17 protein-coding genes are annotated in these 25,210 nt (G+C 50.6%); 14 read left to right on the top strand and 3 right to left on the bottom strand.

The genetic code is table 11. From position 1 onward, the window contains the following. Nucleotides 1–138: 138 nt before the first annotated feature. The 14 genes from ACFQRK_RS14760 (at nucleotide 139) to ACFQRK_RS14825 (ending at nucleotide 19,798) form a co-directional block, all read left to right on the top strand. Entirely contained in the window at nucleotides 139–3,372 is a 3,234-nt protein-coding gene (locus ACFQRK_RS14760) for a SusC/RagA family TonB-linked outer membrane protein (protein WP_379007994.1), read from the top strand. Between the two features lie 14 nt (nucleotides 3,373–3,386). Next, entirely contained in the window at nucleotides 3,387–5,174 is a 1,788-nt protein-coding gene (locus ACFQRK_RS14765; protein ID WP_379007996.1) for a RagB/SusD family nutrient uptake outer membrane protein, read from the top strand. A 39-nt stretch (nucleotides 5,175–5,213) separates the two neighbouring features. Next, a complete protein-coding gene (locus ACFQRK_RS14770; protein WP_379007998.1) occupies nucleotides 5,214–6,470 on the top strand; it encodes a BACON domain-containing protein in 1,257 nt (418 codons plus the stop codon). A gap of 12 nt (nucleotides 6,471–6,482) precedes the next feature. Then, entirely contained in the window at nucleotides 6,483–8,030 is a 1,548-nt protein-coding gene (locus ACFQRK_RS14775; RefSeq protein WP_379008000.1) for a calcineurin-like phosphoesterase C-terminal domain-containing protein, read from the top strand. A 10-nt stretch (nucleotides 8,031–8,040) separates the two neighbouring features. Then, the gene (locus tag ACFQRK_RS14780; protein WP_379008002.1) at nucleotides 8,041–9,297 is read left to right on the top strand and encodes an MFS transporter; all 1,257 of its coding nucleotides are present in this window, start codon (nucleotides 8,041–8,043) and stop codon (nucleotides 9,295–9,297) included. A gap of 101 nt (nucleotides 9,298–9,398) precedes the next feature. Beyond that, nucleotides 9,399–10,805 carry an FAD-dependent oxidoreductase gene (locus ACFQRK_RS14785; protein ID WP_379008005.1) on the top strand — a complete coding sequence of 469 codons (1,407 nt, stop codon included), beginning with the start codon at nucleotides 9,399–9,401 and terminating at the stop codon, nucleotides 10,803–10,805. A 55-nt stretch (nucleotides 10,806–10,860) separates the two neighbouring features. Then, nucleotides 10,861–11,973 carry a metallophosphoesterase gene (locus ACFQRK_RS14790; protein ID WP_379008008.1) on the top strand — a complete coding sequence of 371 codons (1,113 nt, stop codon included), beginning with the start codon at nucleotides 10,861–10,863 and terminating at the stop codon, nucleotides 11,971–11,973. A 104-nt stretch (nucleotides 11,974–12,077) separates the two neighbouring features. Then, entirely contained in the window at nucleotides 12,078–13,331 is a 1,254-nt protein-coding gene (locus tag ACFQRK_RS14795; protein ID WP_379008010.1) for an MFS transporter, read from the top strand. Nucleotides 13,332–13,336: 5 nt separating this feature from the next. Then, a complete protein-coding gene (locus ACFQRK_RS14800) occupies nucleotides 13,337–14,341 on the top strand; it encodes a 2-hydroxyacid dehydrogenase (protein ID WP_379008013.1) in 1,005 nt (334 codons plus the stop codon). Between the two features lie 7 nt (nucleotides 14,342–14,348). Beyond that, nucleotides 14,349–15,794, top strand: a complete 1,446-nt coding sequence (locus ACFQRK_RS14805) for an FGGY-family carbohydrate kinase (protein WP_379008014.1) — start codon at nucleotides 14,349–14,351, stop codon at nucleotides 15,792–15,794. Between the two features lie 3 nt (nucleotides 15,795–15,797). Continuing rightward, a complete protein-coding gene (locus tag ACFQRK_RS14810; RefSeq protein WP_379008016.1) occupies nucleotides 15,798–17,231 on the top strand; it encodes an FGGY-family carbohydrate kinase in 1,434 nt (477 codons plus the stop codon). A 2-nt stretch (nucleotides 17,232–17,233) separates the two neighbouring features. Next, nucleotides 17,234–17,830 (top strand): histidine phosphatase family protein, encoded by a 597-nt coding sequence (locus tag ACFQRK_RS14815; RefSeq protein WP_379008019.1) that lies wholly within the window; start codon nucleotides 17,234–17,236, stop codon nucleotides 17,828–17,830. An 89-nt stretch (nucleotides 17,831–17,919) separates the two neighbouring features. Beyond that, nucleotides 17,920–18,822 carry a glycerophosphodiester phosphodiesterase family protein gene (locus ACFQRK_RS14820; RefSeq protein ID WP_379008021.1) on the top strand — a complete coding sequence of 301 codons (903 nt, stop codon included), beginning with the start codon at nucleotides 17,920–17,922 and terminating at the stop codon, nucleotides 18,820–18,822. A gap of 40 nt (nucleotides 18,823–18,862) precedes the next feature. After that, entirely contained in the window at nucleotides 18,863–19,798 is a 936-nt protein-coding gene (locus ACFQRK_RS14825; protein ID WP_379008023.1) for an SGNH/GDSL hydrolase family protein, read from the top strand. 99 nt (nucleotides 19,799–19,897) lie between these two features. Here the strand turns inward: ACFQRK_RS14825 and ACFQRK_RS14830 are convergent, their stop codons facing one another. The 3 genes from ACFQRK_RS14830 to ACFQRK_RS14840 all read right to left on the bottom strand — a co-directional run. Beyond that, the gene (locus tag ACFQRK_RS14830; RefSeq protein WP_379008026.1) at nucleotides 19,898–21,529 is read right to left on the bottom strand and encodes a SusD/RagB family nutrient-binding outer membrane lipoprotein; all 1,632 of its coding nucleotides are present in this window, start codon (nucleotides 21,527–21,529) and stop codon (nucleotides 19,898–19,900) included. Nucleotides 21,530–21,541: 12 nt separating this feature from the next. Continuing rightward, nucleotides 21,542–24,604: a SusC/RagA family TonB-linked outer membrane protein gene (locus ACFQRK_RS14835; RefSeq protein ID WP_379008028.1), complete on the bottom strand. Its 3,063-nt coding sequence runs from the start codon at nucleotides 24,602–24,604 to the stop codon at nucleotides 21,542–21,544. 313 nt (nucleotides 24,605–24,917) lie between these two features. Further along, the coding region (locus tag ACFQRK_RS14840) for a UDP binding domain-containing protein (protein ID WP_379008031.1) at nucleotides 24,918–25,210 on the bottom strand (293 nt) is incomplete at its 5' end.

The raw sequence follows: 25,210 nt of genomic DNA on the forward strand, positions 1-25,210 counted from the left end.
TAAAAATAATCGCAATGAAAGCTAATGGAATAAAAGGGGTATGCCAATACTGCACTGCCGGCTGGTAAACCCAAGATCTGTTCTGCTTGCTTTTTGTCAATATATATCATTAAATAATTAATAATTAGCTAAATCACAATGACTAAACGAATCTACTATTTGTTATTGTTTGCTTTGTTGTCTGCACAGGTAAGTCTGGCGCAGCAGCAGGTGCGCTTGGGCGGCCGGGTTATCGATGACCAGGGATTCCCGGTAGAGGGCGCCACGATTCAGGCATCCCGTTCAGGGCATGTAACACAGTCTGCAGCCGACGGCACATTTTCGCTGGATGTCCACCGCGGAGAAGAAATTTCCGTCAGTCTGGTCGGCTACGAGACTCAAAAAGTAATTTACGAGGGGCAGCCGTCATTACAGCTGCAGCTTCATCCCGAACAGCGGAGTTTGGATGAAGTGGTCGTGGTAGGCTACGGGACGCAACGCCGACGTGATTTGGTGGGAGCAGTCGAGCAAATCGGCGGCGAACAATTACAAAACCGCGGGAATATGAACATCTCACGATCACTTCAAGGCGCAATGCCGGGATTGAATATCTCGATGCGCGATGGCAAACCTTCGCGGGGTGCGACCCTCAATCTCCGTGGCACAGGCAGTATCGGAGCCGGCGGCGGGGCACTGATCCTGATCGACGGAGTGGAAGGTGACATGACCACCGTCAATCCCGACGACGTGGAAAGCGTGAGTATTTTGAAAGATGCTTCCTCAGCAGCGGTGTATGGCGCCAGAGGTGCGTTCGGTGTCGTGTTGATTACCACAAAAAAGGCGGCTGAGGGAAAGCCGAGAATTAATTACAGCGGGGGTGTGTCGCGGCATCAGCGACTGGTAAAAATGGAAGACAATGTCGTGACCAATGGCTTGCAATGGACCGACGGCTGGTATAGTGCCTATATGGAGGGCATGGATTTGGGAACGCCCCCGGGGGGAATAAATAATGTGTTCAAATACTCGACCGAGTGGTACAACGAGTTGCAAAAGCGGGATGCAGACCCTACGTTGGAGAAGATGCGCGTGAATAGCAATGGTGAATACGAGTATTTCGGTAATACCAATTGGTTTGATGTGGTGTATCGCGATTATAACCTCTCGACTGAGCACAACCTCAGTATGTCCGGTGGATCCGATCGGGCAAAATATTACTTATCGGGGCGGTATTTTGATCAGGGTGGAATTTACAATGCAGGAAATGAAAACTACAAACAGTACAATGTGCGGGCGAAAGGACAAATTCAGCTAACGCCGAAGTTGGTGCTTGACAATAATATGGATTTTATCCGCCGGAATATCCACCAGCCGATGGTCATGTATGACCGTCAGTTAATCCCCCGGATGCTCGAACACCAAGGATACCCCATGACGTTGGAGCGTAACCTGGATGGTACCTGGACCGAGGCGGCCGTTTACACGGGGTGGGCTGGCTTCGTGGAGGGCACATCGTACCAGAAGAATAACAAGTTTGACCTTCGGAATATCACCGGACTGACATATACCCCGATAGCGGAACAACTGATTCTGAAAGGAGAGTTCACCTATTTGTTCAATAATTCAGAGCGCTGGCGGGTGGAAAATATGTACGATTTTTACACGGGGCCATCGATTAAGAAATCGCGGAATACGTTCAGTTCGCTGGAACATATGAACTACGATAATTCGTACATGGTGTTTAATGCTACCGCAAACTACATTCCGAAGTTTGAAACCGACAACCACCGCCTAAACCTGCTCGTCGGATGGAATATGGAGGAACGCCGTTCGCGTGACATACAGACCTATCGCCGCGGATTGCTCTATCCAACGAAACCTAGTTTTGCACTGATGGATGGCGATTTTTATACCAATAACCAAAGTGGTTATGAATGGGCTTATGCGGGACTTTTCTTCCGTGGTAACTATAATTTTAAGGATCGATACCTGGTAGAGGTAAGTGGACGGTATGACGGTACTTCCAAGTTCCCTGCAAACCAACAGTGGGGCTTTTTCCCATCTGCCTCGTTGGCGTGGCGCATTGCTGAGGAGAACTTCATGCAAAGCAACCGCCGCTGGTTGGACGATTTGAAGCTGCGGCTGTCCATAGGTGGCCTTGGTAATGGTAATGTAGACCCGTATCTTTATCTGCCAACCATGCCCATTGGCCGTACGTCGCTGATCTTGGATGATCTGCTGCAGACGTATACCTATGCGCCGGCTAATATCCCACGTGGATTGACTTGGGAAAAGGCGACTACATACGACGTCGGGCTTGACTTTACCGTGCTTAACAGGCGGCTTAGCGTAATCCTGGATTATTACGAACGCCATACGACCGATATGTTTACCGTGGGGCCAGAAGTTCCGCACGTATTCGGCGCCGCGGTGCCGAGAGGAAACAATGCAGATCTGAAGACCAAGGGATGGGAAACATCTGTGGAATGGAGAGACCAGGGTACCATCGCCGGGAAACCTTTCCAATACGGTGTAAAAGCGATGCTATGGGATAGCCGCAGCTGGGTAACCAAATTCAACAACGAAAATAAACTGTTGTCGACTTACTACGAAGGAATGGAGATCGGCGAAATCTGGGGATACCGTATACTCGGCTTGTTCAGAGACCAGCAGGATATCGATAATCACGTCGACCAATCGCGTATCATCGTTTCGGGAAGCAATATTATAAAACCGGGAGACCTGAAATTTGCGGACCTCAACGGAGACAACGAAATCACGCCTGGTGCAAACACGGTGGGAGATCCGGGCGACCGCACCATAATCGGCAATTCTACGCCTAGATACCAGTTTGGGCTGAATCTGAACTTCTCGTGGAACCGGATCGGGCTGGTGGCTTTTATCCAAGGGGTTGGGCAGCGTCATTGGTATCCGGCTAAAGAGTCGGCATATTTCTGGGGACAGTATAACCGGCCCTACGGGTACATGCTTAACATGCATACCGGTGACAATGTATGGACAGAAGAAAACCAGAATGCAGATGCCTATTGGCCGCGTTACCGGGGTTATCTTGCGCTAAACGCTAACCGCAGCATGACCGTTACGAACGATCGTTACCTGCAGAATGCTGCATACGTACGGTTAAAAAACCTACAGCTAAACTACGCGTTTGATCAACGCCTTTGCTCAAAGTTGGGCTTGCAGGCATTGAGCCTCTACGTGGCGGGTGAAAACCTGTATACGTGGTCTCCGATGTTCCGCGTGACACGCAACTTTGACCCCGAGGTAATTCTGGCGGGCGATACCGATTTCCGGTCGACGTCGGGTACCGATGGCGATGGATACGGCTACCCCATGCTCAATACGTATACAGTGGGAATTAATTTGACTTTTTAACGGAAAACAGAACAATGAAACGAGTATATATCTTAGCAGCGGGACTCTTTTTGCTGTCGTCCTGTGAAAAGTTTTTAACGAGAAACCCGGAAAACGAAATTGGTTCCGGAGAATTTATGCAAACCGAAAACGACCTGGTCCTTTATACCAACGGTTTTTTGCAACGGCACATGCCCGACGAAGAAACACTGGCTTGGGGCGACCAGTACGCGGATAATATTGCAACGCGGACTTCCACACAATTCCTGATCGGTGATAACTGGGGCCCCGACGAGCAAGGAGGATGGTCCAGCGGAGCAAGCGGAACTTGGTCGGAGTTGCGTAATGTGAACTATTTCTTGGATAACCTACCCAAGGCAAAAGACAATGTGTCTGACGAAACCTATCGGCATTACGAAGGCGTGGGACATTTCTGGCGGGCTTATTTTTATTACCATATGGTCCGCACGTTTGGCGACGTCCCCTGGTATGAAGCCGAGATTGATGTAGCGGATGAAGAACTGCTCAATAAGCCGCGCGACTCGCGTGAATTCGTCATGGGAAAAGTCTTGGAAGATTTGAACTTTGCCGCGGCGAATTGTTCGGCTGAAGATCGCTACGTGCGCTCTTCGACCTTGATCAACAAGTGGGTGGCGTTAGCATTTAAGTCGAGGGTTTGTTTATTTGAAGGTACGTATCGCAAGTATCATACAACATTGGGGTTGGAAGCGACAGCCCCTGATTTCCTCCGGGAAGCGGCCAATGCTGCCGAGGAGCTGATGACGACGGGCCCTTATCGCCTGGTGCATAACCCGGCAAACGTCGGGACGCAGTACCGCTCGCTCTTTACCTCAGAAAGTTTAAATACGACTGAGGTGATCCTGGGACTGGCATTCAAAACCGATGTGCGGATGCATTCCATGACCTGGAAGCTTTTTTCAGCGTCTTTCGGGAACAATTGGTCCTTGACGCAGTCGTTCGTCAACCAGTACTTAATGCTGGATGGAAGCCGTTATACTGACCAACCAGGCTACGAGGAGAATACCTACCGGGAGGTGTTTGAAAACCGGGACCGTCGATTGGAACAAACCGTGATTTCACCCGCGTACACCCGCCGTATCAGTGGCACCGTACGAAGAGATGCGCCGAATTTTGCGCTTACATCGACGGGATATCAGCCCATTAAGTGGGCAATTGATGACGATGCACACGTAGGCTTGGCGACGTCCAATAATTCGGTTCCCATGTTCCGTTTTGCGGAAGTATTACTCAATTACGCGGAAGCCAAAGCCGAACTAGGCGAAATGACGGATGTTGAATGGAACCGCTCGATCCGGCTGTTGCGCGAACGGGCCGGCGTCAACGGCGCTGCGCCCGTAAGCCATGACCCATACCTTGCCGCGTATTTTCTGAACCAGACGACCGACCGATGGATTCTGGAAGTGCGCCGTGAACGCGGTGTGGAACTGGCTTTCGAAAATGTTCGCTATGACGATATCATGCGTTGGCGCATGGGACCGTTGCTTGAGAACACCTGGCAAGGCATCTACATCCCGGAGAAAGGCGAGGTGTACGACCTGAATGGAGACGGGACCATGGACTTGAGCGTGGTGGATGCGGAGCCGCCTGCCAACGAACGTATACCGGGGGTTGCCTATGTGGTGGTAGGATCGACGTATCGCTTATCCGAAGGCAACCGTGGTAATCTCGAATTTGGCTTCAGCCAGGGACGGAAATGGGCAGATCGGAAATACCTGCGGCCGATACCTACGAGCGCCCTACAGGTGAATCCCGCATTGGGACAAAATCCGGGATGGGAATAAACAATGAGATGTAACAGAAATGAACTGATTAGATTAGTTATGAAAAGATTAATTAGGAACTTGATCCTGTTGGTGTCCCTGGCATATTTCGGCGCCTGTTCCAAAGCTGAGCTGCCGTTTGTATTGCGGAGTACCGATAACTTGGCTTTTGGGTATGCTGCCTCGACTCAAACATTTACCGTTTGTACGAATGGCGACTGGAGTGTATCTGCCGAGGACGCTGACTGGGTCACGTTAACCCCTGCTTCGGGTAGGGGCGACGGTGAAGCGCGTGAAGTGGTGACCGTGGCGGTAAAGCGGAATATGGGCGATGCGCGTACGGGACGGGTAGCCATCAATGCTGCAGGCGGTACAATCTACGTTGATTTGGCTCAAGCGGAGGGGCATATGGTACTCGGTGAACCGGCGTTGAATAAGACTTTGGTCAAAGGAATAGAACTAGAAGGTGCGGCAATCGCAATACCCTACACCAAAGGGGTCGTTGATGAGGAGATTGCGGTATCTGTCTCGCTTGCCGGGCCGGGCGCTGAAGGCATTCATGCATCTGAGTTGACCATTCAGCTTTCCGAAGAAACGGGAACACTGGAAGTACCGCTTGAAGGAATGCCGCAGGCAGACGGTGCTATTACCGTCACCGTCGAACTTCTGGGGTTGTCTGTTTCGCTTGAATCGCGTGTGCATGCGACCGATCCCGGTAATGTGGTTTACCTAGCGCAACATTTTGATGCGTTCGTGCTGGGGGGTGACCATGTGGGTAAGGCCCCTGGTCTGCACCTGGTAGGCGATTGGCCGACGGTCGATGGAAAGCGCGTGCTCCCCGAAAATCCGCAGCTTGCAACCAGCGGAACACCGAATACCGATGGAACCGGCGATTATTTCAACACCATGCATCCGAGCTTTGTGGTGCAGCGCGGATTGGAAGGCTGGACAGGTATGCGCGTGTATGAACGCCCCGGTTACCCAAAGATTGGCACGGCCGGTAGCACCGACGGATACTTGGCGACACCGCCGTTGAACGGTATCGAGGGTACCGATGATATCCGTGTTACCTTTAAGACGGCCCGTTGGAGCGAAAATGCTACGGCCGATCAGAACGCTAAATTGATCATCAAGGTTGCCAACGGCGGGACATCCGAAATCGAAGGGATGGAGATCGATCTGACACCAAGCTGGCAAGAGATGACCTTCATCGTTCGGGGCGCTACTCCGGAAACCGTTATCGAATTCCGGGCCAAAGCGCAGGGGAATAACCGGTTTATGCTGGATGATATCGTGGTGAGAAAATCGACAGATTAATTAGTATAACCAATGAAAATACGAGCAATCCTGCAAATTTGCCTTTTTCTGGCAGCGATTTTATGTGTTGATTGTGGTAAATCGAATACGACGCCCGTGGATAAAGATCCACCGGGTACCCCGGGAGCCGTTGATATTGAACCGGAACCCGGGAACGATTTGTATGGCATTATTTCGGACAACGCCGGACAGCCTGTACCCGGCGTAGTGGTCAGCGATGGATTTACGTGCAGTCTAACGGATGAAAGGGGTATTTACCAGATGAAACGGCATGGTGAAGCAGATTTTGTATTTTATTCGACCCCTCCAAACTATGCCGTTAGCGTGGAGACCTCATCCCGGAAAATACCCGCCTTTTATCAAGCCATCCGAGCATCGGCTGGTGAGGCGTTTCGGGCCGATTTCGGATTGTCGGAACTAGCGGCCAGCGAAACTGACTTCACGTTGATTTGTATCGGCGATCCGCAGGTCACGAACCAAGCGGAAGTGACCCGTTTTCGTGAGGAGACCATCAACGACTTAAAAGGGACGTTGGCCTCCCTTTCTGTACCGGCGTACGGGTTGTCTATGGGCGACGTGGTCGGCGACCAACAGGGATTGCTTAATACCATGAAAAACGCATTGGGAAGCACGTCGATGCCAGTTTTTACGACAATTGGCAACCACGACAAGTTCGCAGCTGCGCCTGCCCCGAAAAACGGCGATTTCTTCAGTGGGATTTATGGGCCACTGAATTATTCCTTTAACCGGGGTGAGGTTCATTTTATCTGCTTGGACAATGTGGCTTTTTCCGATAACAGCAGTTATGCTGCTGCTTTTAGCGAAGATCAGATCAATTGGGTCAAGGAAGATCTGGCCTACGTGTCTAAAGATAAAATGATCATCGTATACTTCCATATGCCCCTCCGCGGTTCCGGTGTACCCAACAAGGATCGGCTTTTGAAATTGCTCGAAGGATATGCTGAGGTACATTTCATGAGTGGGCATACCCATTATAACCAGAACTATATCCATACGGCCGTATCTCCCAGCATATACGAGCACATTCATGGGGCGGCCTGCGGAGCTTGGTGGCGTTCCACCGTTAATGGTGACGGTACACCCAATGGATATGCGGTTTATGACATCCGGGGGAATTCCATCAAAAATTGGTACTACAAAGCCGTAAATTACGATCGTGAATTCCAATTGCGGTTGCATTGGGGGGATGCTTCGTTCGGTGGGCAGTATGGTTATTTCTCGTTTTCACAACCGGGAAGTACACTGGTAGCTAATGTATGGAATGCCGACAACGAATGGACGCTTGAAGTATACGAAGACGGAGTGAAAACGGGGAACATGAAGCCGGCCAACGTCAATCGCGACGCATGGAGTATGGGCTACCACATTGGTGTATTAAATCGTAATCCCAATAACTACAGTCAGCTTTGTGATCATTTATACACCTATCTGCCTCAAAATCCAGCGGCAGCTATCAAGGTCGTGGCAACGGATCGGTTCGGAACTGTGTATGAGCAGGATGTGATTACGAAAGATTTCACGCCGGCCATTTCGTATTGAACCTTGAAAAATGACAATTCCCGCTGAAAAAAGACGGTGGCTCATGGTGGCAGTTATTTTTGTCGCCATTGTGTTCAACTATGTGGATAGGCAGATCGTGTCCATCCTAAAGCCGACTTTAAAAGAAACTTTTAGTTTGGGCGATGACGGCTATGCGTTTATTGTAAATATGTTTACAGTATGCTATGCTGCCATGTATCCGCTCGCAGGTTGGCTGGTCGACCGCTTCGGAGCGGGTAAGGTGATGCTGTATGGCGTGATTGCGTGGTCGCTCGCATGTATCGGTGGAGGGGTTTCCCGTACAGTGGGGCAGTTTGCGTTTTTCCGTGGGCTACTAGGGATGGCCGAACCGACGAATTTCCCGGCACAGTTGAAGGTCGTGTCCGTTTGGTTCCCGGGTAAATTGCGTGCCACAGCGAATAGTTTATGTGTAGCCGGCAGCTCCATCGGCGCTATCATCGCGCCGCCGTTGGTTGCTTGGCTTGCTTTGACATTTGATTGGCATATGGTCTTTTTCGTGTGTGGTGCGTTGGGCTTGGTGATAGCTGTTCTGTGGGCCTTGGTATACCGCAGTCCACCTGAACATATACGTGCAGAAACCGGGGCGTCGGGTAGCAGCACCAATAGGGGATTTACATGGGCACAACTCTGGACAACCCGAAGTCTATGGGGAATCTTACTGATCCGGTTTATCAGCGATCCAGTATGGTATTTCTGTCTCTTCTGGCTACCAGGTTATTTGCAGGAGGAATCGGGGCTTACCCTCGCTCAAGTAGGAATGTTTGGTTGGATACCCTTCTTAGTCGCCGATTTAGGAGGTGTCGGTACCTCCGCTTGGTCAGATCGCCTTGTTCGTAGGGGTATGCAACCTTTGCGTGCCCGGAAAGTGATGCTGACTGCGACGGCGGTATTCGGACCGTTATGCGTATTGACTCCTTACGTGCCCAACGCGGGCAGTACGTTAGTGCTGTTCGCCATCATAGCAGCAATGTGTATCAGTTGGTTGTTTACGGTCAGCGTGGTGGTGGCGGAAGCATTCCCAATAAAGAATGTGGCAAGTGTGTTGGGTATTGCGGGTGGTTTTGGAGCGTTGGGGGCCGTGTTGTTTAACTATGTAGTCGGGCAGCTTATGGGCACCTTGGGAGCCGATAAGATTTTTATGGCGATGGCATTGCTTCATCCGATCGCCGCGGTGATTTTATGGACAATGATACGTCCGGAACGGCCAGCAATTACGGCGCAGATGGACTTGGAACCACGTGAGTAAGGGAACAAGTGAACAGGTGAGTAAGGAAACGGGGGCAGAAAATTGCCAAGCTCGCTAGTTCCCTCATTTATAAGTTCTCTCGTTCACAAAAAATTAAAAATATGAAAACCATTAAAGAACCATCAAAAGAATTGTCGGTAAGAAAAGAAACTGATGTGTTAGTTGTCGGCGGTGGCCCCTCCGGTCTGATTGCTGCACAGGCAGCGGCCGAGGACGGCTTGTCGGTCACCTTGATTGAAAGCAGGAGCTTTGTGGGTGGTAACATGACGATCGGCCTACCCGTATTGGGTTTTCTTGGCCAAAAAGGCAACCAGATAATCAAAGGGTTACCCCAGAAATTTATTGATAGGCTCAAAAAAATAAACGCAGCCAGCGAACACCGCCCTTGTCCGCTGCATATGAGCCTTACCTTGGTAGAACCTGAAGCGGTGAAGACAGCGGGCCTTGAACTGCTGGTGGAAAGCAACGTAGATGTTTTGTTTTATACATTTTTCTCTGATGTGATCATGGAAGGCGATGAACTGAAAGGTGTGATTGTCGAAAGTAAGGCAGGTAGGGAGGTGATACTGGCAAAAGTAGTGATTGATTGCAGTGGCGATGCGGATGTTGCTTATCGTGCTGGTGTGCCTTGTGAATACGGCAACGAGCAAGGAGGAGTACAACCTCCTACATTGATGTTCTGCCTGGGCGGGGTGGATACCGAAAAGCTTAGGCTGAGTATTGCCGAAGAATCACGTACTTACCTGACTGATTTTATTCCTGCCGAATATTTCGGTCAGAACAATCAATTTATCGTTGTCGGATTGAGAAGTCTGATTCAGCAGGCGCAACAGGAAGGGATTACATTACCGGTGGAACGGACGATCCTGATCACGGGCTTACGCAAAGGGGAAATATGGGTGAATATGAGTCGTGTGAATGGTGTAAACGGTACAGATCCCAGCAGCCTGACTTATGGTGAAATTGAAGGAAGAAAGCAAATAAAGGATATACAGGAATACCTAATCCGATATGTTCCCGGATTTGAAGACGCCTACTTTTTAAAAACGGCCCCTTTTTTGGGAATCCGGGAAACCCGGCGGATCGTCGGCCAATACGTGATGAACCAGGAAGATGTATTGGGATGCGCACATTTCGATGATGCAATTGCGGTGGCCAGTTATCCGTTGGATATCCATCATCCGGAAGGAGGAGGTTGTACACTGACGTGGTGTGGTGATTGTTATGACATCCCTTATCGCTCGCTGGTGCCACAAAAGGTGAAGAATTTATTGGTGGCCGGACGAGCCATATCCACCACCCACGAGGCCATGTCTGCCATACGAGTAATGGCTCCCTGCATGGCTATGGGTGAGGCCGCCGGAAGAGCCGCGAAAAGAGCGGTTAGGGCAGGTGTGACTCCGGGCGATATCAACGTAAAAAGCTTACAAGACGAATTGGTAAGCAGCGGTGCGTACCTGCGTCCCTATCCTGAATCACCTATTAATGAGGTAAATCTCGTCGATTGATACGCGAAGTCCAATGTAGAGGAAAATTAAGCAACGACTAATCAAATTTGAAATTATGAAAAGGGTTTATTGTTTTTTGACACTCGTGTTTCTAATAAGCTTCTTTAGAGAAGGGATTGCACAACAGACCTATGAAAAGCCTGCTTTGGAACGAGAAGGTTCATGGTCCATGATCATGATCCCGGATCTTCAAAATTATGTAAAATGGGGTAGGAACCAACCGATCATGGATCTGATGATGGCATGGATCGAAGATAACCTCGATTTACTAAATATCAAGATGGTGGTTTGTGTAGGGGATTTGGTCGAAAATGACGAGAAGATCACCAATGATTATGATGGCAATCAAACTACGCAGCAGCAATGGGAAGCGGTATCGCATGCATTTTCGAGATTAGATGGCAAGGTTCCCTATATCGCCGCAACTGGAAACCACGATTACAGCATCGATCGGCAGGGCAACCGTACGTCGCACTATAGCGAGTTTTTTACCTCGGAACGGAACTACCTGAATCAGAAAATACTCGTCCAGAATAGCCGGAATGAGCAAGGAAAGCCCACGCTGGAAAATTCGGCCTATGAACTAAAGGGCCTGAATGGTCAGGACTACCTTTTTATGACCGTTGAATTCGCTCCGAGGGACACTGTGGTGACCTGGGCAAAGCGGATTGCTGATATGGAACAGTATCGGGATCATCGGATCGTGCTCGTGACACACAATTACCTAAATGCAAAGGATGAACATACAGCCGGAGAGATAAATTGGCTCTTTTGGGAACCTTATGCAATAGATAATATGATTCAGAAATCACCAAAGATCAAACTACAACACGCAAACAACGGAAAGCAACTATGGGAAAAACTGGTGCAGCCCGCATCGAATATCGAATTGGTGCTGTGCGGGCATATTTCAGGGGAAGGATACCGAAGCGACGAAAACGTAGCAGGCAAGGCCGTACATCAAATGCTGTTTGATGCTCAATCAATGGGTGGTGGTCACCGCCACGGGAACGGGGGAGACGGTTGGCTTCGGATATTGGAATTCTTCCCGGATAACAAAACCGTAAAGGTAAAAACGTTCTCTCCGCTTTTCGGTGCATCCCCAACCTCACAGCAATTTGCATGGAAGCGAGACGAACGGAACGAATATGTTATCTTATTTGATTGAATATCTGTTTAGTCGGGTGTTTTGTTTAATTTTGTTTTATTTATGTTAAATTTTGTTATTTTTGATTTCGTTTTAAACAACAATTGCCAATTATAGAATTACAAATGAATTTACAAACACAAGAAAACACCACGTGGGTCGACAGACTTGGTTTGCCGAAACCGTTGGCATGGGGGTATCTCGGTATCATTATCTTCATGATGGGTGATGGCGTGGAGCAAGGATGGCTGAGCCCGTATCTATTGGAACATGGCATGTCCATCCAACAATCTGCATTGTTATTTACGGTATATGGCATCACCATCGCCATTTCTTCCTGGTTTTCGGGTGTATTGGCCGAGGGTTACGGACCGCGGAAGGCCATGGGAATGGGATTGTTACTCTATATAATCGGCACCATTGGATTTGTTGGATTGGGAATGGCCAAATTGGATTATCCGGTCATGCTCGTTACCTACGCCATCCGCGGATTTGGATATCCGCTTTTTGCCTATTCATTTCTGGTATGGATTACCTACCGTACGCCCAAAGACCGGTTGGGTCGGGCAGTGGGGTGGTTTTGGTTTGTGTTTACCGGTGGATTAAATGTATTCGGAGCCTACTATTCAAGTTGGGCCATTGACTTTATGGGGTACCAAAACACACTTTGGAGTTCCATATTCTGGGTATTGGTAGGAGCCTTCTTTTCGTTAGTACTGAATAAGGACCGGTTTATTCCTTCGGGTGATGCAGGTTCAAAAACAAAAGAACTGCTTAAAGGATTGACGATTGTGCGGGAAGAGCCCAAAGTGTTCATTGGGGGGCTGGTCCGGGTCATCAATACCACGGCACAGTTTGCCTTTCCGGTATTCCTGCCCATTTATATGGCGACGCACGGATTCAGTACCAAGGAGTGGTTACAGATCTGGGGTACCATTTTTACCAGTAACATTGCTTTCAATCTGATTTTCGGATTCGTGGGCGACCGCCTGGGATGGCGCACCACCATCATGTGGTTCGGTGGAGTCGGATGCGGCCTTACCACCCTGCTGTTCTTCTATTCGCCGGTGTGGTTTGGGGGCGATTTTTGGGCAGTGCTGTTCAGCGGTGTGCTTTGGGGCGGATTACTGGCCGGATATGTACCCCTTTCGGCACTGGTTCCTTCGCTGGTGAAAAAGGATAAGGGAGCAGCCATGGCCATCCTCAATCTGGGAGCTGGACTGCCCGTCTTTGTGGGGCCGGCCATCGTCGGCGCATTGATTGGCGTAATCGGTGATGAAGGCGTAATCTGGGTGCTTTCCGGGCTGTATTTTCTGAGTGCACTGCTCACCAGGTTTATTACGATGCCTGAAGGGGATTTAAAAGATACCAAACAATAACATTTATGAGGATACTGGTTACGGCGCCTTATCATGAAAAAGGCAGAGAAGAATTGACACGACTATTTGGAGAGGTTATTTACCGGCCCTGGAAATCCCATGGGCGGGGCTATAAGCCGGACGAGCTGATCGCTTTGCTGAATGAAACGAAAGCCGGAGCACTGATTACCGAGCACGATGAGGTAACCGCCGAGGTGATTGAAGCGCACCCTGAATTGAAGTTTATCGGCGTGTGCCGGGGCACGCCGTCTAATGTTGCTGTGCAGGTAGCCACCAAATTGGGCATTCCCGTATTCAACACACCGGCACGTAACGCGCAGGCCGTTGCGGAATTATTTATCGCTAATGTCATTACCCTGATGCGGCATACGCTCAATAGCATCCAGTGGCTGGAAAGCGGCCAGTGGGGAGTAGGAGCACATACATCGTACCTCCAGTTCAAGGGCAATGAGCTGGCGGGAAAGCAGGTCGGAATGGTCGGGTTCGGCGCGGTGGGGCAAACCATTGCCAATATATTGAAAACGTTTCCCTGCGAGATTACGTACTTCGATCCGTTTTTCACATCAGACGACCCTGCATTTAAAAAGCAGTCGCTCGAGGACCTGTTCCGGACCAGCGATGTAGTCGGTATTCACCTTCCTGTAACTACTGAAACCAAAGGGATGATCGGAGGGGAGTTATTGTCGTTGATGAAGCCGGACGCCATATTTGTCAACACAGCGCGCGCCGTGGTGGTAGACCGCCATAGTTTACTGGAAGCCATCGAAAATAGCCGCATCCGCGGTGCAATATTGGATGTGTTTGATCAGGAGCCACCAGATGAAACAGACTATCGGCTCATCCGCCATCCGAATGTATTAGCTACTCCCCATATCGCTGGTGCGACCCACGAAGTGGAAGATCACCATGTGGCAATCCTGAACCGGGTGCTGAATGAGTATTTCGGTAAGGGAAATCATCAAGTACCTCAGCTTGTAAACAGGGAAGTGTTATCATCGATCGTTAAATAATCATTAGATGGAGCGAAAACAAGCCTTTTTAGCAATCGATATCGGTACCGGAAATGTGCGTGCCGCCGTCGTTTCCGCAGGGGGTGAACTACTAGCCCTGGCGCGGGAGAATGTGAGCTACATGAAGGATAGCGACTATCCCGATTCCATTTATTTCGATCCGTCGGCATTGTGGGTTCAAATCAAGCAATTGGTGGAAGCCGTGCTTGTACAAACCGGCGATGTGGAAATTCTCGCCATTACGGCTACCAGCCAGCGTGAAGGCATTGTGGTATTAGATGCCGCAGGGCAGCCGTTGATCGGCATGTCGAACCACGACAACCGTGGAAGGGAGTGGGAATCGATGATTGCCGACAAAGACCGCATGTATACATTGACAGGGCGGTACCCGACGGCGCTCTTTTCGGCATTGAAGTTGGTCGGTTTGCGCGAGCGCAAGCCCCAGCTTTGGGGCCGCGTCGTGTCGTTTACAAGCATCAGCGATTGGGTGCAATTTCAATTTTCCGGTGTGATGGGTTATGAGCATTCTCAAGCCTCGGAAACCCTGCTTTATGATATCAATGCGGGCGCATGGTCTGATGAACTTTGCGGCGTATTCGGTCTCTCACCCTCACTTTTGCCACCGTTGTTGTCATCCGGGACGGTGTTGGGAACCGTATTACCCGACGTGGCACGGGAACTGGCCATTGCTCCGCAGGCCGTTGTAGTAGTGGGTGGTGCGGATACGCAATTGGCCATCCATAGCCTGCAGCCGGATACCGACGACGTCGTGGTGGTTTCGGGTACAACTACGCCTATCATCAAGGTGGTGGACGCGTATGTGATCGACAACCATCAGCGAACCTGGACGGGCCGCTATGTCGATGAAAACAGCTTTATGCTGGAAGCCAACGCGGGTGTAACCGGACTTAACTACCAGCGGCTCAAAGAGATTTTTTATCCGAACGAGCCGTACGAAGTGATTGAAAAGGAACTTGATGAAGCGTCCTATTCGCAGTGCGTGGCTTCACTTGGATCGCTGGTGGCTGACGAAGATACGCCGCTTACCAAGGGTGGATTTATCTTTAATGCCCCCGTGTCGCATCAGCTTACCCGGGGAGGATTTGTGTTCGCCATTTTATGGGATATCGCGTGCAGCATTTACGAAAATTACAACGTGTTGTGCAGCGTATCTAAGTATGAGAAAGATTACATCTGGGCATGCGGGGGCGGTGTGCAAAGCCGCAAGCTCCGGCAGTTCATCGCCAACCTGACCAATAAAAAAATCCGGATCCGAAATACCTACCGTCAATCATCAGTGTTGGGAGGTGCGTTTATCTGTGCCCGTGCATTGGGACTGAAACCCGTTGACCCGCAATTGTTGGAAGAAGTGGAACCGCAAAACCGGGAGTTGTTTTTGGGGTTGTATGCGGAGTGGAAACGGGCGCGCAATACGTTTAAGCAGATCAGGTAGGGGATGGAGAAGAACTTTATCGGCATTGATGTGGGAACGCAGGGAGTACGCGCTGCACTGGTGAGCGAGTCTGGAAAAGTGTGGGCCGAGGCCGCCCGAAGCTTCGTCTTGACACCGGCGTCGCGGCAGGAACAGTCGCCCGAAGAGTGGACAGCAAAGACGTTCGAAATATTGGACGAATTGATGCAATCGCTTACGCCGGATATCCCACGCGACAGCATATTGGCCATTGGCGTCGATTCAACATCCGGCACGGTCATACCGCTGGGCGAGGGAAACAAACCGTTACACCCCGCGTTGATGTACAGTGACCCCCGTCCGGCAGCAATCGGCCGAGAATGCACAGCGGTTGCGGAGCGGTTTGTGAGCGATGGCTATACGGGATTCGGCGCCTCAAGCGGATTGGCCAAAATGGTGTGGTTCGTTAAAACCTACCCCGAGAAGGCAAAGGCCATCCAGAAATGGGTGCACGCTGCTGATTACCTGGTGGGTCAATTGAGCGGTGTTTATGATGTAACCGATTGCACCAATGCGCTGAAGTCGGGCTACGACGTATCTGCCTATCAATGGCCGACCTATCTTACCTCCCACCTACCCCTGCAAAGGGACTGGTTCCAGCACGTGGTTCCTTCCGGAACCCCAGTTGGTTTCCTTACCGATGAATTGGCCGCCAGGTGGGGGCTCTACCAGGCACAAGTGATCGTTGGAATGACCGATGGCTGTGCTTCACAGATTGCTTCAGGCGCTGTTAAGCCAGGCGACTGGAATACGACCATCGGCACCACGCTGGTCATCAAGGGCGTTACGACGGGCGCAATTAACGATCCGGAGGGCAGGCTATACAGCCACCGCCACCCCGATGGGCATTGGATGCCGGGCGGGGCAAGCAATACCGGCGCCGATTGGGTGTCGACAGATTTTGGAACGGACCTGCGGCAGTTGAACGAGCAAGCTGCGGCGCTAATTCCCACGGGACAATTGGCCTGGCCATTGAAGCAACCGGGCGAGCGTTTCCCATTCATTGCGCCGGAAGCAAAGGGATTTATACCCGAAGGGTTGGCGCCAGCCGAACGATTTGCAGCGAGCATGGAAGGTGTCGCTTACATCGAGCGGCTCGCATATGAATTGATTGAGCAATTGTCGGGCGAACGCCCCGCAGCTGTGTACACCGCGGGAGGGGGCAGCAACAGCGATGTGTGGCTGGCCATCCGCAGCAGTGTGCTGAATCTGCCCATTTATAAAAGTAAAGAAGCCAGCGGGGCGGTAGGAGCCGCTATTGCAGCGGCATCTAAGACGTTCTATGCTTCCCTTGCCGAAGCCGCCAATCACATGACGTCGATTGAAATGAAAATAGCCCCCAAACCGGAATGGGTAGCCGCTTATGAGTTAAATTACCACCGGTTTATTGATGAATTGAAAAAACGGAAATATATTTGAGCATGCTGACGATCTATTTGCTCCGGCATGGGGAAACAACCTACAACGCTGACGGGAACCGTTACTGCGGTCGGACGGACGCTGAATTGACAGAAAAGGGGATCGCGCAGGCACATCGGGTGGCCGAGACATTGCAGGGCCGTCCGATTGATGCTGTGTACGCCTCTCCCTTGAAGCGAGCATACCTTACTGCTGAAATTGCGAGCGGCAACCGGTTGCCCGTAGTTCAGGATAGGCGATTGATCGAGCTCGATTTCGGCGCGTGGGAAGGCAAGACCCGAGAAGAATTCATATCGGAAGATCCCGATCTTTGGAAGTCGTGGAGCGAGTCGCCGGACCACACGCGCGCCGGAGGCTCGGGCGACACCGCCCTGGAGGTAGTGCACCGCGTGGATGATTTCTTCGCGGAGATGATGCAAAAGCACGAAGGACAGCATATATTGGTGGTGGCTCACAACGGGGTTAATCGGTTGTATCTCGCGTGGAAACTGGGGATGCCCCTCAAACATTACCGACGGATTGTACAGGAGAATTCGGCGATTACTGTTATCCGCTTTGACGACATAGAGGGATTCTCGTTATTGAAATTGAATGCGTAAGGCGATGTAAATCGATGTAAATGCAGGTTTGATGAAGCCCTTAAAATAGGTCTAACAACATTCGTAACATGAATAAAAACAAACACCTAATGAGTAATTATTTTCGAATGAAGCACACGCGTTATTTAGCTGGGATTTTGGTGCTTCTGCTGGTAGGGACTCAATCTCATGCACAAGCGCAAGCCCTTCATCGGTTGGATTTCAAGTCGCCCAAGCAACTGCACCGTTTTTTCAAATACAAAAAAGGAAAGACCGTCATCAGTGGCCATCGGGGAACGGTGGAACAGGGGCTGACGGAGAATTCCATCGAAGGTATGGAAGCCGTGTTGCAGCACACGCCAGCTTTTTTTGAAATTGACCCGCGTCTCACAAAAGACGGAGTCGTGGTGCTTATGCACGACGCAACACTGGATCGGACGACTACCGGCGCGGGTAAGCTTGCCGACCGTACCTGGGAGGAAGTAAAGGAATTGCGGTTGAAAGACCGCAACGGCAGGGCGACCGACCACCGTATTCCAACGCTGGATGAAGCGATCGAATGGGCAAGGGGGAAGACGGTATTAAATCTCGACCACAAAGATCTGCCGCTGGAACAGACCGCCGAGATTATCCGCAAGCACAATGCCTATTCATTTGTGATGGTTACCGTCCATTCGCCTGAGGAGGCGCGTTACTACCTCGATCAGAATAGCAACCAGATGCTTTCCGCTCACATCCTCACCAAGGAAAAATTTCAGGAATACAAGGCGGCTGGGATTCCTTTCAATCGCATGATCGCCTATATCGGTCCCAAAATCAAACCCGAGAATCAGGAGCTGTATCGCTTGTTGCACGCGGAGGGTGTGATGTGCATGATTTCCGCAGCCCCCACCTATGACAAACTCGAAGCCAAAGAGGAGCGTGCCAAAGCATACCGGGCTATTTTTGCCGACGGTGCATCCATTCTCGAATCCGATTTGCCGATTGAAGTGTCGGAAGCGTGTCATCCCTAAGAATTTGTAATTTCCCCACGAAATGCTAATCTTAGCAGGCATGGGTAAACTCATAAACATCTATTTCCTTTGGATGTGGCTATCCGTTCCGGCGATGGCGCAATCGGTCGATGCCATGTATCCGCTATCCGATGCCAGAAGGATTCTTTTTCTAGGCAATAGCATTACATACGCTGGCGATTACGTAGCCTTGTTCGAGAGTTTTCACATCACCCAATATCCGACTGCCGAAACGGAAATCATCAATGCCGGGTTGCCGAGCGAAACGGTATCGGGGCTGAGTGAACAAAATCATGCCTATGGTAAATTTCCACGCCCCTGGCTTTTCAGTCGGTTGAGCAGCGTATTGAAGAAGACCAAACCCGATGTGGTTTTTGTTTGTTATGGGATGAATGACGGCATCTATGAACCTCTTGATGAGAAACGTTTTGCGGCTTACAAGACCGGTATTGAGCGGCTCCGGAAGGAATTGGAAAACGCAGGCGTGAAGCGTATTGTTTTTCTGACCCCTCCGGTACACGACGATCCGGCAAAGGGCTTGGAAGGATATAACTTGGTGTTGGATCGCTACGCCGAGTGGTTGCTGGAACAACGCGAGCAACGAGGTTGGGAGGTGATTGATCTGCATTTTCCAATGCGCCGTTATCTGCAGGAACAACGCAGGACAAATCCTGCGTTCCGATTGGCGGAGGATGGGGTGCATCCAGGAGGGGAGGGACACTGGCTAATGGCGAAGGCACTGATGTCTCATTTCAATCCCGCCGTTGATTCATTTCCTTCACGGGAGGCCTATCTAAACGGTAGTCCCGACCTGAAAAAACTGTATGAATTAGTCAGCAAGCGACAGGCAATGATGAAGGACGCATGGCTTACCTACACGGGGCATGAAAGGCCGGGCATGAATAAAGGACTGGCCATGAAAGAGGCGAAAAAGCAATATCAAGAGATTCAACGGGAAATCGGCGACTTAAAATAAGCGATCTAAATTTAATTCCCTAAAACACGAATGTTGAAAGCTGTCCGTTAAAGAAGCTCCACGGAACCGTATCAGGTCCCGTGGAGTCTATGGGATAAACTAGGGCAGTTGCTTATTTTCCACGTCCCACCAAAGGCGGGTACCACCATTGTCAGGGCCTCCCAGCAAATTCAATGCTTCGCTCACACCTGCACGGTTACTGTTGTATTCCCGTTGCGGATAGGGCATCCGCCGGATTCCCGGATCGGTGGGGATTGCCCCATTACTGTAATTGACTACCACCGGAAACAAGATCGGATATCCGGTGCGCCGGTATTCCGCCCACGCTTCGTCCCCATCGGGGAAGAGCGCAATCCACTTCTGTGTAATGATCCGTTCCAGCTTCTCATCACCGGATGCGCCGTCTTCCCACTTTATGGTGATTTTGCTGAGGTGGGGCGAATCGGATTTGATGTCGTTTTCACCCGCATTCAATGCTTTGGGATCGATGTATTCCGCAGGCATACTCGAATCGTCAGCTAGGTATGCATTTACCCCGGGGAGGCCATGCATGGCAAACGAGGAAGTAATTCCTTTCTCATAGTTCGTTTTAATGTCACCCGCATTGGACCAACCACGCAGCGCAGCCTCTGCACGGAGGAACCAGCTTTCGGCGGCAATCATGAGTTGCATTTTCGTTTCCTGCGGCACTAGCTTCGAATAGCCGTCGTAACGGCTTTTTGCATCGATATTGATTCCGCCCCGTATGCCTTTGATTTGTCCTTTGACCGCGTTATCCGTAGCTGGCAGGAAATGATATGCCAGTCGCGGGTCGTCGTATCCCTTCAAGATGGCTTCAAAGGGAGCACCCAGCCGGGTGTCGCTCCAGGTCGAGGTAATAATGTTCAGCGGATGGTCTACCGACAGCGAGATGAAACAGTTGTCCGCATTGTCCTCCAAAAGTCCCCCTGCACTCGGATCGAGCGCCTTCTCACCTTCAGTTTTTGCCAGTTCAGGATTTACATAACTGACGCGCAGGGCCAGCCTAAGGCGTAGGGTATTGGCAAACTTCAGCCATCGCTCGTAGTTGTTAGATGTATAGGCCAAGTCTGATTTCAGCATGGCTGAAGACGCTTGGGAACCCACGAGCCCTTTCAGAATGTTAGCGGCCGTATCCAGATCTACGAAAAACTGGCCATACACCGCATCCAGCGCATCGTACCGGATGCTTCCGTCGCCTTCGGGTAAATTATAGCGGCTGTAAATAATCGGTCCGACTTTATCGGCGGTCCGGTGCATAGCAGCCACTTTCAGCAATTTGGAAAAAGCAAAAATGTCCTGCAGTGCGCCATCGGTGCGGGTTAATTCTCCGACGCGATACAGCGGATTCATGGCATTGATGTAGCGGTTGTTCCAAATCGCCTGATACCAGCCTTCGACCAAGCTGTAGGTTAAGTTGTTGGCGTTCCCAACAAAGGGAGCTTCGGCACCAAAATACCCGCCGTAAACGTCGCTGCACAGGTTATTCGCTAACTGGTATTCACCGACATCCTGTGGAATGATGTCGCGTTGAGCCTGGGCAAGGAAAGAAGCGATCAATGCATAGTCACCGTTTGCCTGTTCATCGGTGACCCCTATGGGATTGGTGTTCAACTCCATGAAGTTGCCGGTACATGCCGTTATTCCGACAATGAGCATCATAGCCATTACGGCTTTAACGAAAGACTTATGTCCAATTAAATAGAAATTCATCGGTATATTCAATTAAAATGAAACCTTCAAGTTCAACCCGTAACTGCGTGTGGTGGGCAGCCCGAATATATCGTAGCCTTGTCCGCCGACAGCGGTTGTCGTATTTAACTCCGGATCGTAGGGCGCATCGTTCCTGAAAAAGAATAAATTGCGGCCCGTAAGCCCCAAGCTGGCAGATTGAATGCCTTTCCGCTGGATCGGTAGCCGATAGAACAACGAAACTTCACGCAGCCGGATATTGGTCGCTTCGTACACTTGGCCCTCAATGATTCCGTCGCGGTTGCCGATTGCACCGTAGTAGCTCTGCGCAGGGAGCAGGCCCTCGAAGGGTGTGCCATCCGCCAGTACGGCCGGCACGTCCACGCCCCCGCGGTCACGTGCAGCGGCGCTTTCCTCGCTCACGCCGAATGAATTTAGGTAACCCTGCGTAATGCTGATCACTTGACCGCCAAAGCGACCGTCGATACTTAGACCTAGCGACCAATCTTTGTAACTTAGGGTATTGTTCCATCCGATAATCGATTTGGGATTGTTATTGCCCAGAAATCCATTTTCAGGGGCGCCTTGAGGCCGTCCATCGGCATCCACCACCAGCGTTCCGTTGGCATCCCGAAGAAACATTTTTCCCCAGAAATCCCCGAATGATCCTCCCAGTCGCATGACGTTGAAATTTTCACCGACACCGTAGGTTTCCCCCAAGTTTTCGGCAAGCTCCAGGATCTTATTGCGGTTCACGGTGAGGTTCAGCCCGGTATTCCAGGTAAAGCTTTCCGATTTGAAGAGGTCGACTCCAAGTGCTGCTTCAAGCCCCTTGTTTTCCACATTGCCGGCGTTGAGAAATACGGTGGTGTAAATGGAGCCCACAGGGCCCGCGTACGAGAAATACTGATCGGTGGTATTGGTTTTATATAAAGCAACATCCATGTTGATGCGATCATTCCAGAATCGTCCTTCATAGCCCAATTCGAAGCTTCGGCTGATTTCCGGCCGGAGCGGTAACCCCAGGTAAGGCCCCGAAACGTTGGCGGTCAGTGTGCCCGTGGCGAGGCTATTGGTGGGGATTGTGGAAAACGGAGCCACATCATTTCCCACTTCGGCATAGGTGAATCTAAGCTTGCTGTAGGTCATGAAGTCTGGTAATTCCATCAGATCGGAGAGGATTCCGGTAATCCCGGCCGACCAGTAGAAATACCCTTTTTCCATGTTTGGCGTATTCGCCAACGTCGAAGACCAGTCATTCCGGGCGGTGAGATCGATATACACCTTCTCCTTGAAGCCGATGTTCGCGGAGCCAAATACGGATTGTATTTGCCGACGGGACGCGGTCAGCGTCATGCTATTCATGGGAGACTCCCGGTAAATATTGCTAAGCAGGAAGATATTGGCCACTGCCAAACGCCGTTGATCAAGCGCCCAACCGGTTGAACGGCTGTCCGTGATAGCCGTTCCCAGTGTGAAGGTAAGGTCAAAATTCTCGTTGAGTTCCTTATTGCCATTCAGAAGGATATCGCCATATAGGTCCGTACTTTCGCTTTCTTCGCGGATGTACCGGCCATTGTCTTCTAGTACACCGGCTATGGTTTCTCCGGAAATTACGCCCTGTGTACCGGCATATACATTGCGCTGGAACCGATCCCACCGCTGGTTCAGCGTACCCCTGGCGGAAAGACTAAGCCAATCGGTAAACCGGAAGGAAAGACTCGCTTGTCCGATGATGTTGTTCCGGAGCTGATCGGTGGCGTTCCGATTAAGAATCCAATACGGGTTTTGCTGATGGTGTGTGCCACTTAATCCGGCGTCATGGTTGACGTTCCACCAATTTTGGAGGTAAAGATTCCGGGTTTCGGAAAAATACTCAAAGTTGTTTTTATACTGGTCGAAATCCTGGCCACGCGGAAACATGTACAAGCCACTGAGCGGACCGAAATATAGCCCTGAAGCCGGCCGGTTGTGTACGTCCTGTTTCGAATACATCAAGCTGCCATCAAATTTCAGCCGGTCTTCAAAAAAATTAGTAGCGTTTCTGAAGGTAAGGCTGTGTTGGTTAAAGGTGTTGGTAGGGAGGACACCGTTGTTTGTCGTGTTCCCGTAAGAAAAATAATTTTGCATTTTTTCTGTTCCGCCACTTAAACTGATGGTATTCAGATAGGTAGTTCCCGTGTTAAAAAATCCGTCCACCGGATCGGAAAATGTCCCCTGGGCTCCCCAGCTTTCTTCGCTTTCGGGCGTCGTCTGCCCGTAGCGATACTGCAGATCCGGTAGGTAAAACGCTTGATCCAACGTTACTCCGCTGCTTAACTCGATACGCATCCGACCGGCGGCTCCTTTTTTGGTGGTGATCATGATGGCGCCGTTGGCTCCCTGACTGCCATATAGTGCGGAAGCAGAAGCACCTTTTAACACGTTGATGCTGGCAATGTCATCCGGATTCAGCGTGCTTAAAATATCGCCACGGTCCGTCCCTCCGCCGAAGGGTCCGGTTGGTCCGGAACCGGCGGTATTGGTGATCGGTAAACCATCCACCACATATAGGGGCTGGTTGTTGCGGTTAGATTTGAAGCCCCGTAGCACTATGTTTACTGAACCGCCCATTCCTGATGAGCTTCTATTGATCTGTAGTCCAGATACCTTGCCTGTAAGTGCGTTGATTGGATTTACGTCTTTTACCTTTGTCAGTTCGTCGCCTTTGACAACCTGTGTTGAATACGTAAGACTTTTTGCTTTACGCTCAATTCCCAGTGCGGTTACCACCACTTCTTCCAGCTCATCACTGCTGGCCTTGAGAAGGATGGTAATGTCTTCGCGACGCTCGGCGCCTACGGGCACACTTGTCGTTTCATAGCCTACGGAGGTAATTACTAAGGTAACGTTTTCTGCCGGGACTTCCAAGGAAAAGTTGCCGTCGTCATTGCTTACCGTGCTAAGGGTGGCCCCTTCGACACGGATAGTTGCCCCACTAACAGGCGTTTTACCATCCGCGTTTAACACACGTCCGGCAATAGTACGCTGTTGAGCCATTAAATAAGACGTGCTTACCCATAAAAATGGGATTAAAATTAACAGAATTTTGCGCATGCTGCATCATTTTTAAGTGTTTGAACTAAAATGTATACTCAATTATTCAGAAAGAATACAACATCAGTACGGGGCGAATGCCGCGCATCTCAAAAAACTGCTTCAGTATCTGGAAAAATAGCCTGTTGGGCTGATATTTGGTGTGTTTGTTGTGTTTACTGTAGTCTATTCACGTGTGTTTGTTGTGTTTCGGTAAATATAACAAGATTTTTACAAAAAAAAGCTTTTTTGAAAAAATTTATAGCGCTTTCGGCTAGAAGCGTTATACCTTGTTTGCTTTGCCGTTTCTCTTTGCAGCAATAGGGTGTTCCAGCTATTCCCCGATGGCGTAATAGGCGAATCCGAGATCTGCGAGGCGGTTTGCGGCGAGCAGTTTCCTTCCGTCGAACAGGAAAGCGGGTTTCATCATGTTGTCCTTGATTCTCTCCCAGTCGTAGGTCCTGAACTCGTCCCATTCGGTGAGCACGGCGATGGCGTGCGCCCGTGCTGCGGCCTCATAGGGATCATCCGCCACGGTGACCAGCCTGCGGTTTTCGCCGGGGGTCCGGGTGCCCAGGTAGTCCAGGTCCTGATAGACCTGTTCGGCGGAAACCTTGGGGTCGTACA

The organism is Parapedobacter sp. GCM10030251, assembly GCF_042666505.1.
In the GTDB taxonomy this organism is placed as follows: domain Bacteria; phylum Bacteroidota; class Bacteroidia; order Sphingobacteriales; family Sphingobacteriaceae; genus Parapedobacter.

What these genes read in the sequence shown, in the direction of transcription:
- ACFQRK_RS14785 (WP_379008005.1), top strand. Translation starts at nt 9,399, where the DNA reads ATGAAAACCATTAAAGAACCATCAAAAGAATTGTCGGTAAGAAAAGAA.
- ACFQRK_RS14800 (WP_379008013.1), top strand. Translation starts at nt 13,337, where the DNA reads ATGAGGATACTGGTTACGGCGCCTTATCATGAAAAAGGCAGAGAAGAA.
- ACFQRK_RS14775 (WP_379008000.1), top strand. Translation starts at nt 6,483, where the DNA reads ATGAAAATACGAGCAATCCTGCAAATTTGCCTTTTTCTGGCAGCGATT.
- ACFQRK_RS14805 (WP_379008014.1), top strand. Translation starts at nt 14,349, where the DNA reads ATGGAGCGAAAACAAGCCTTTTTAGCAATCGATATCGGTACCGGAAAT.
- ACFQRK_RS14825 (WP_379008023.1), top strand. Translation starts at nt 18,863, where the DNA reads ATGGGTAAACTCATAAACATCTATTTCCTTTGGATGTGGCTATCCGTT.
- ACFQRK_RS14835 (WP_379008028.1), bottom strand. Translation starts at nt 24,604, where the DNA reads ATGCGCAAAATTCTGTTAATTTTAATCCCATTTTTATGGGTAAGCACG.
- ACFQRK_RS14760 (WP_379007994.1), top strand. Translation starts at nt 139, where the DNA reads ATGACTAAACGAATCTACTATTTGTTATTGTTTGCTTTGTTGTCTGCA.
- ACFQRK_RS14815 (WP_379008019.1), top strand. Translation starts at nt 17,234, where the DNA reads ATGCTGACGATCTATTTGCTCCGGCATGGGGAAACAACCTACAACGCT.
- ACFQRK_RS14820 (WP_379008021.1), top strand. Translation starts at nt 17,920, where the DNA reads ATGAGTAATTATTTTCGAATGAAGCACACGCGTTATTTAGCTGGGATT.
- ACFQRK_RS14780 (WP_379008002.1), top strand. Translation starts at nt 8,041, where the DNA reads ATGACAATTCCCGCTGAAAAAAGACGGTGGCTCATGGTGGCAGTTATT.
- ACFQRK_RS14810 (WP_379008016.1), top strand. Translation starts at nt 15,798, where the DNA reads ATGGAGAAGAACTTTATCGGCATTGATGTGGGAACGCAGGGAGTACGC.
- ACFQRK_RS14795 (WP_379008010.1), top strand. Translation starts at nt 12,078, where the DNA reads ATGAATTTACAAACACAAGAAAACACCACGTGGGTCGACAGACTTGGT.
- ACFQRK_RS14765 (WP_379007996.1), top strand. Translation starts at nt 3,387, where the DNA reads ATGAAACGAGTATATATCTTAGCAGCGGGACTCTTTTTGCTGTCGTCC.
- ACFQRK_RS14790 (WP_379008008.1), top strand. Translation starts at nt 10,861, where the DNA reads ATGAAAAGGGTTTATTGTTTTTTGACACTCGTGTTTCTAATAAGCTTC.
- ACFQRK_RS14770 (WP_379007998.1), top strand. Translation starts at nt 5,214, where the DNA reads ATGAAAAGATTAATTAGGAACTTGATCCTGTTGGTGTCCCTGGCATAT.
- ACFQRK_RS14830 (WP_379008026.1), bottom strand. Translation starts at nt 21,529, where the DNA reads ATGAATTTCTATTTAATTGGACATAAGTCTTTCGTTAAAGCCGTAATG.